The organism is Marichromatium sp. AB32 (assembly GCF_003718675.1).
Lineage (GTDB): Bacteria > Pseudomonadota > Gammaproteobacteria > Chromatiales > Chromatiaceae > Marichromatium > Marichromatium gracile.
On record NZ_RHFJ01000044.1, the window covers coordinates 21,025 to 27,295 of the forward strand.

The window sequence follows — 6,271 nt, forward strand, 5'->3', positions numbered from 1 at the left end:
GCGCGCGCACACTCAATCCAGGTCGGGGGTCTTGCCCGAGGCGACATAGATCGCGCGCTCGGCGACATTGGTCGCGCGGTCGGCGACCCGCTCGTAGTTGTGGGCGATCCACAGCAACTGGGTCCCGGTGACGGCGAACTCGGGGTCCTCGCGCATCCGCTCCAACACCTGCTCGATGAAGGCGTGCTCGTCGCGGTCGACCTGCTCCTCGGCGGCCACCGACGCGCGCGCGCGCGCCTCGTCGCCGTTGGCGGCGAACACCTCGAGGGTGGCCTCGAGCATCGCGATTGCGGTGCCCGCCAGCTCGCCGATCGCCGCCACCGGCTCGGCGGGGAAGGGCGTCGCGCCGCGCTTGACGAGGAGACGGGCGACGTCGGCAGCATAGTCGCCGATGCGCTCGAGTTCACCGGCCAGCTCCATGCACGCACCGACGGCGCGCAGATCGACGCCGGCGGGCTTGTAGGCGGCCAGGGTCACCAGGCATTCCTGTTCGAGCAGGCGGCGCTGCTGGTTGATCTCGGCGTCGTCGGCGATGATTTGCGCGGCGCGCGCCGGATCGTGCTGCTCGAGACAGTCGACCGAGTGGCGCAGTGCCGTGAGCGCGAGCCGTCCCAGCCCATCGACGGCATCTTGCAGGTGGGCGCGCTGTTTCTGCACCAGGGTCAGGCTGTCGGTCATCGAATCGATCCTCATGCTTGGGGAAGTCGTGTCGACGCCACCGGCGCCGACATGCCAACGTTCCATCTTCGCACAGGGATGTTGCGAATTTGCGGCGGCGGTCGCCGCGGGTCAGGTCTCCTCGTGCGGGGGCGTGTGGAGCCCGAGCCCGCGCGGGCGGCCCTGCCGTCCGCCGGGACCGAAGTCGCGGGCGATCTCGACGAGCTGCTCGGCGGGCAGTGGGGTCGCCGGCGCGCGCGGCCGCTCGGGCGTGGCGTCGATCTCCAGCGTCTGGGTGGGGAAGGCGAACGCGACGCCGAGCTGCTCGGCCAGACGCACCACCTCCAGCAACACGCGCTGGCGCTCGACCAGCTCGGTCGCCCAGTCGGGCACGGTGAGGAAGAAATAGAGCATGACCGTGATGCCGTGTGCGCCGAGGTCGCTCACCACCACGTGGAAACCGTCCTTGCGGGTCGCCGGGTTGGCGCGGATGACCCCCTTGATACCCTCGAGAAAGGCCTCGACACGCTCCGGCGGGGTGTCGTAGCGCAGATCGATGGTGGTGTAGACGCGGCGGTGGTCGCGCTTGCCCATGTTGTCGATGGTGGCATTCATGGTGTAGGCGTTGGGCACCGCCAGCACCGAGTCGTAGAAGGTGCGGATGCGGGTGCTGCGAAAGCCGATGTCCTCGACCGTGCCCTCGTAGTTCCCCATCTTGATCCAGTCGCCGATGCGGAAGGGGCGGTCGAACATGATCGCCAGCGAGCCGAACAGGTTGGCGAGGGTCTCGCGCGCGGCGAGCGCCACCGCCAGGCCGCCGACCCCGAGCCCGGTGATCACCGAATAGGCGGGCAGGCCGATGCGTTGGGCGCCGTCGATCACCAGTGCGGCGATGGCGATGATGCTCAGCAGGCGGAAGCCGAGCCGCAGCAGTTGGCTGTCGATGCCGCGCGGGCGCAGCCGGCGCGAGCGGATGATCGCCTCGGCGCTCTGGTTGAGCAGCAACGCCACCAGCCAGGCGAGCACGGTGTAGAGCACCAGCACGAAGCCCTGTTTGACGGTGATCACCACCGCGCCGGTGAGGTTGATCTGGACGTCGATCAGGTATTCGAGCCCCTGCAGCAGGAGCGCCACCGCGCCGAGCGCGAGGATGGTGCCACCCCGCCTGGAGGTGTCCGTGCGCCGCTGGTCGGCGCGCCGACCGGCGCGCAGCAGCGCGCTGGCGAGCAGCGCGCCGAGACCAAGCGCGACGCCGGTGGCGAGCCACTGCCACAGGGTCTGACCGAGCCATTGCCGGGTCAGCCAGTCCGGCAGCGTCCGCCCCCAGTCGAGGCTGAGTCCGCGCCCCGGGGTGGAGATGTAGGCGTCGTAGAGTCCAGGGGTGGCCTCGGGCAGGTAGGGCAGCGCGGCCACCCGGTCATAGTCGTCCTCGAGACGGTCGAGCGTCCCCGGGGTGAACAGGAACTCGCCCGCGCGCGGCCCGCTCTCGACCCGGGCGATAATGATCTCGGTGTTGGGGATGCGCCAGCGGGTGAGGTCGTGCCGCTCGACCGAGCGCGCGTCCGGGACCTCGGCGAGCGCCGGCAGTCCGACCCGGTCGATGATCTCCTTGAGCAGCAGCGCGCGCTCGATGCCGATGTTGGCGGCAAGGCGCTCGGGGATCTCGCTGAGGTTGAGGGTACGCGCCGCCCGTTGCAGCGGCACCAGGGTGTCGTGTCGTGGCCGTGCCGGATCGAGGGCGATGGCGTGGACGCGCTCGAGGTTGGTCAGCAGGCTCTGCAGCGTCGCCCTGGGGCTCGAGGTATCGGGAGGTCGCAGCGGGTTGGCGGCGGAGGCGATTGCCGCCGGCGGGTTGGCCAGGACGGGTGCGACCGGCAGCCAGACGAGACCGAGCAGGGCGATGAGGCCGAGCGTGCCGCGCCAGCGTGTGGATGGTGCTCGCCCCGTGATCCCCGGTCGTGCGTCCATCCGCCATCTCCTGATGTCCATTCCCGCGCTCCCGTAGCTGACGGACCCTTGCCCGCCTCGGCTTGGGGTATAGCCCGCCACCGTCCCCTTTGCAAATGCAATGAGGGTCGCGGCTCAGTCCCGGTCGCGTCGTTCGATGGTCTCGGGGTCGGCGTCGATCGGACGATAGATCTCCACCCGCTCCTCGGGTGCGAGTGTCCGCTCGAGGGTGACGAAGCGGCCGAAGATCCCGACCCGATTGATCTCCAGGTCGATCTCGGGGAAGCGTTCGAGCATCCCCGATCGCGCGATCGCCTCGCCCACCGTGGTCTCCTCCGGCACCTCGATCATCAGCCAGGCGCGTTGCTCCTTGCTGGCATAGGCGACGCCGATTCGCATGCTGTTTTTCTCTGCCATCGTTCGCTCTCGCTCAGACCGGTGCCGCGGTTGCGCCACGGGCGCGGATGCGGGCACGTCGGGTATCGATCAACCGCTTGCCCGCGAGCATGAAGCCGAGGGCGAGGAAGCCGCCGGGGGGCAGGATCGCGAGCAGGAAGCCGGGGTAGTCGGGGATCAGGGTCAGTTCGAGGAAGGCCATCGATTCGCCGAGCAACAACGAGGCGTCGGCGAACAGGGTGGCGCTGCCGATGATCTCGCGCACCGCGCCGAGCGCGACCAGCACCAGGGTGAAACCGATGCCCATCATCAGCCCGTCGAAGGCCGAGGGCAGCACCGGGTTGCGCGAGGCGAAGGACTCGGCGCGCCCGAGGATGGCGCAGTTGGTGACGATCAGCGGGATGAACAGCCCGAGCACCTTGTGCAGGTCGTGCAGCCAGGCGTTCATCGCCAGGTCGACCAGGGTGACCAGCACCGCGATCACCAGGATGAACACCGGGATGCGGACCTCCGGGGTCACCAGCGAGCGCACCAGCGCCACCAGCACCCCGGAGAGGGTCATCACCAGGGTACTGGCCAGCCCCAGCCCGAGCCCGTTGGTGGCGGTGGCGGTGACCGCCAGCAGCGGACAGAGCGCGAGCGCCTGTCCGAGCACCACGTTGTTGTTCCAGATCCCGTCGGCGGCGATACGCCGCCAGTCGGTGGGTTGCGGTTGCGACATCGGGGTCACTCCTCTGCGGTGTCGAGCCGGTCGGGCGCGACGATGAGCCGGCTGCGCTCGGCGGCGAAGCGCTCGAGCCCGGCGCGCACCGCGCGCACCACCGCGCGCGGGGTGATGGTCGCGCCGCTGAACTGGTCGAAGTCGCCGCCGTCCTTGGCCACCGCCCAGCGCGCCGCTGGCGGGTCGCCGAGCGCGCGACCGTCGAAGTCGAGGATCCAGTCGTCCTTGGCCAGCTCGATCTTGTCGCCCAGACCGGGGGTCTCGCTGTGGGCGATCACCCGCACCCCGAGGATGCGTCCCTCGGGATCGACGCCGAGCATCAACCGGATCTCGCCGGCATAGCCCTTGCCCACCACCGGGAAGGCCAGCGCGCTGACCGTGCCGTCGCGCAGCGCGCGATAGACGGTGACCGTGCGCCCGGCGTCGTCGACCAGGGGGACGGTGGCCTCGAGCAGGTCGTTGTCGTGCAGCTCGGCCGGGATCACCTGGGTCAGGGTCGCCTTGAGATCCTCGGCCTCGCGCAGGGCGATGGTGTCGCGGGTGGCGATATCACCCATCACCAGCAACGCCGCGGCGAGCAGGGCGAAACCGCCGAGCAGTCCGGCCTGATAGCCGACGCGCGCGCGGTAACTGGGTTCGGCGAGGGTGTTCATCGACGTGCCTCCGGGCTCTCGGCGCCGACCAGTGGACGGCCGCGGCGGTCACGGCCGTGGATGCGGGGTCGGACGTAGTGGTCGATCACCGGGGTGCAGGCGTTCATCAGCAGCACCGCGAAGGCGACCCCCTCGGGATAGCCCGCCCAGGTGCGGATGACATAGACCAGCAGCCCGCAGCCGGCGCCGAAGATCAGTCGCCCGCGCGCGCTCACCGGCGAGGTGGTGGGGTCGGTGGCGATGAAGAAGGCACCGAGCATGGTGGCGCCGCCGAGCAGGTGATAGGTGGCGTCGGGGTAGTGGGTCGGGTCGTGGAGGTGCATCACCGTGGCGAGCAGGGCGAGGGTGCCGAGCATCGCCGCCGGGATCTGCCAGCCGATCACCCGGGTGAGGATCAGCCCGAGGCCGCCGAGCAGCAGCAACAGCGCCGAGGTCTCGCCGAGGCTGCCGCCGTGGATGCCGAGCGCGGCGCTGAGCGGCGCGAAGCTCGCGCCGAGGATGCCGCCCAGCGCCTCGCCCTGATCGAGTGCGGTGCGCACCACGCCGAGCGTGGTGGCGCCACTATAGGCGTCGATCGGCGCGCCACCCTGGAAGATGGCCAGCGCCTCGCCCAGCCCCGGGGCGGCGTCGCTGCCGAGCGGTGCGGGGGTGATGAAGCTGGTCATCTCCACCGGGAAGGCGATCAGCAGCGCCACCCGCGCCACCATCGCCGGATTGAAGGGGTTCTGACCGATGCCGCCGAACACCTGCTTGGCGATCAGGATCGCGATCACCCCGCCGATCACCCCGATCCACCAGGGTGCCCAGGGTGGCAGGCTGAGCGCGAGCAGCCAACCGGTGAGCAGCGCCGAGCCGTCGCCGAGGAAGGGGCGCAGCGGGCGCCCGGCGATCCACAGACAGAGTGCCTCGGTGACCACCACGGTGGCGAGGGTGACGGCGAACAGCAGCAGCGCCGGCCAGCCGAACTGCCACAGCCCGAACAGGGTGGCCGGCAGCAGCGCGAGCATCACCAGACGCATGTCGCGGGCGATGCTCGCGCCGCCGTGGACGAAGGGGCCGGCGATCGCCGGGGGTGCGATGTGCATGGTCTCAGTGCTCCGTCTCGGTCTGCTGCTCGGCCTGCTTGCGCGCGGCCTCGCGCTTGCGCTTGGCCATCGCCTCGCGCTTGGCGCGCTTGATCGCCTCGAGTCGCGCGGTGCGTCGCTCGGCCAGTGCCTTGGTCTCGGCCTGCTTGCGCCTGGCGCGCTCGCGCGCGGCCAGCTCGCCCTTGGCGTGGGCGATGTACTGCGCCAGCGGCTGTTGCGAGGGGCAGGTGTAGGCGCAGGAGCCGCAGCCGAGACAGTCGTGGAGCCCGCGCTCGGCGGCGCCCTCGAGGTCGCCGGCGCGGATGTGCGCGCCCAGCTCCAGCGGCACCAGACCGCAGGGGCAGACCTCGACGCAGCGTCCGCAGCGGGTACAGGGCATGGTCCGACCGGGCGCGCGCTCGGCGGCGCCGAGGGCGAGGATGGCGTTGCAGCCCTTGGTGGTCGGCACCTGGGGGCTGGGTAGCGGTTGGCCCATCATCGGCCCGCCGCTCACCAGCCGGGCGTCCTCCTCGGTGAGTCCGCCGCAGTGCGCGATCAGCGTTTCCACCGGGGTGCCGAGCGGCACCCACAGGTTGGCCGGGCGCGCGATCGCCGCGCCGCTGAGGGTGATGACCCGCGCGATCAGCGGCTGGCCCAGACGCAGCGCCTGGTGTACCGCGAAGGCGGTGGCCGGGTTGTGCACCACCACGCCGAGCTGGGCGGTGAGTGCCCGCGCCGGGGTCTCGCGACCGATGAGCGCCTGCACCAGATGGCGCTCGGAGCCCATCGGGTAGCGGGTCGGCACCCGGATCGGGGTGATCGCGTCGAACCCG

General features: G+C 70.8%; 7 protein-coding genes. All 7 read right to left on the reverse strand.

All coding sequences use genetic code 11. The features are described from left to right. Nucleotides 1–12 precede the first annotated feature (12 nt). Entirely contained in the window at nt 13–678 is a 666-nt protein-coding gene (phoU, locus tag EBL85_RS12725) for a phosphate signaling complex protein PhoU (RefSeq protein ID WP_123143100.1), read from the reverse strand. A gap of 111 nt (nt 679–789) precedes the next feature. Then, a complete protein-coding gene (locus tag EBL85_RS12730) occupies nt 790–2,625 on the reverse strand; it encodes a mechanosensitive ion channel family protein (RefSeq protein ID WP_123143101.1) in 1,836 nt (611 codons plus the stop codon). Nucleotides 2,626–2,739: 114 nt separating this feature from the next. Beyond that, on the reverse strand, nt 2,740–3,021 hold the full coding sequence (locus EBL85_RS12735) for an RnfH family protein (protein ID WP_123143102.1): 282 nt from the start codon (nt 3,019–3,021) through the stop codon (nt 2,740–2,742). A gap of 13 nt (nt 3,022–3,034) precedes the next feature. Further along, the gene (locus EBL85_RS12740) at nt 3,035–3,721 is read right to left on the reverse strand and encodes an electron transport complex subunit E (RefSeq protein ID WP_123138997.1); all 687 of its coding nucleotides are present in this window, start codon (nt 3,719–3,721) and stop codon (nt 3,035–3,037) included. A 5-nt stretch (nt 3,722–3,726) separates the two neighbouring features. Continuing rightward, a complete protein-coding gene (rsxG, locus tag EBL85_RS12745; RefSeq protein ID WP_123138996.1) occupies nt 3,727–4,374 on the reverse strand; it encodes an electron transport complex subunit RsxG in 648 nt (215 codons plus the stop codon). Continuing rightward, nucleotides 4,371–5,459 carry an RnfABCDGE type electron transport complex subunit D gene (locus EBL85_RS12750; RefSeq protein ID WP_123143103.1) on the reverse strand — a complete coding sequence of 363 codons (1,089 nt, stop codon included), beginning with the start codon at nt 5,457–5,459 and terminating at the stop codon, nt 4,371–4,373. The genes rsxG and EBL85_RS12750 overlap by 4 nt, the downstream gene beginning before the upstream one ends. A 4-nt stretch (nt 5,460–5,463) precedes the next feature. Continuing rightward, nucleotides 5,464–6,271: RnfABCDGE type electron transport complex subunit C (locus EBL85_RS12755; protein ID WP_123143104.1), on the reverse strand; the 808-nt coding region annotated here is incomplete at its 5' end.

Coding starts and splice junctions, on each gene's coding strand:
- EBL85_RS12730 (WP_123143101.1), bottom strand. CDS start 2,625: ATGGACGCACGACCGGGGATCACGGGGCGAGCACCATCCACACGCTGG.
- EBL85_RS12740 (WP_123138997.1), bottom strand. CDS start 3,721: ATGTCGCAACCGCAACCCACCGACTGGCGGCGTATCGCCGCCGACGGG.
- rsxG (WP_123138996.1), bottom strand. CDS start 4,374: ATGAACACCCTCGCCGAACCCAGTTACCGCGCGCGCGTCGGCTATCAG.
- EBL85_RS12750 (WP_123143103.1), bottom strand. CDS start 5,459: ATGCACATCGCACCCCCGGCGATCGCCGGCCCCTTCGTCCACGGCGGC.
- phoU (WP_123143100.1), bottom strand. CDS start 678: ATGACCGACAGCCTGACCCTGGTGCAGAAACAGCGCGCCCACCTGCAA.
- EBL85_RS12735 (WP_123143102.1), bottom strand. CDS start 3,021: ATGGCAGAGAAAAACAGCATGCGAATCGGCGTCGCCTATGCCAGCAAG.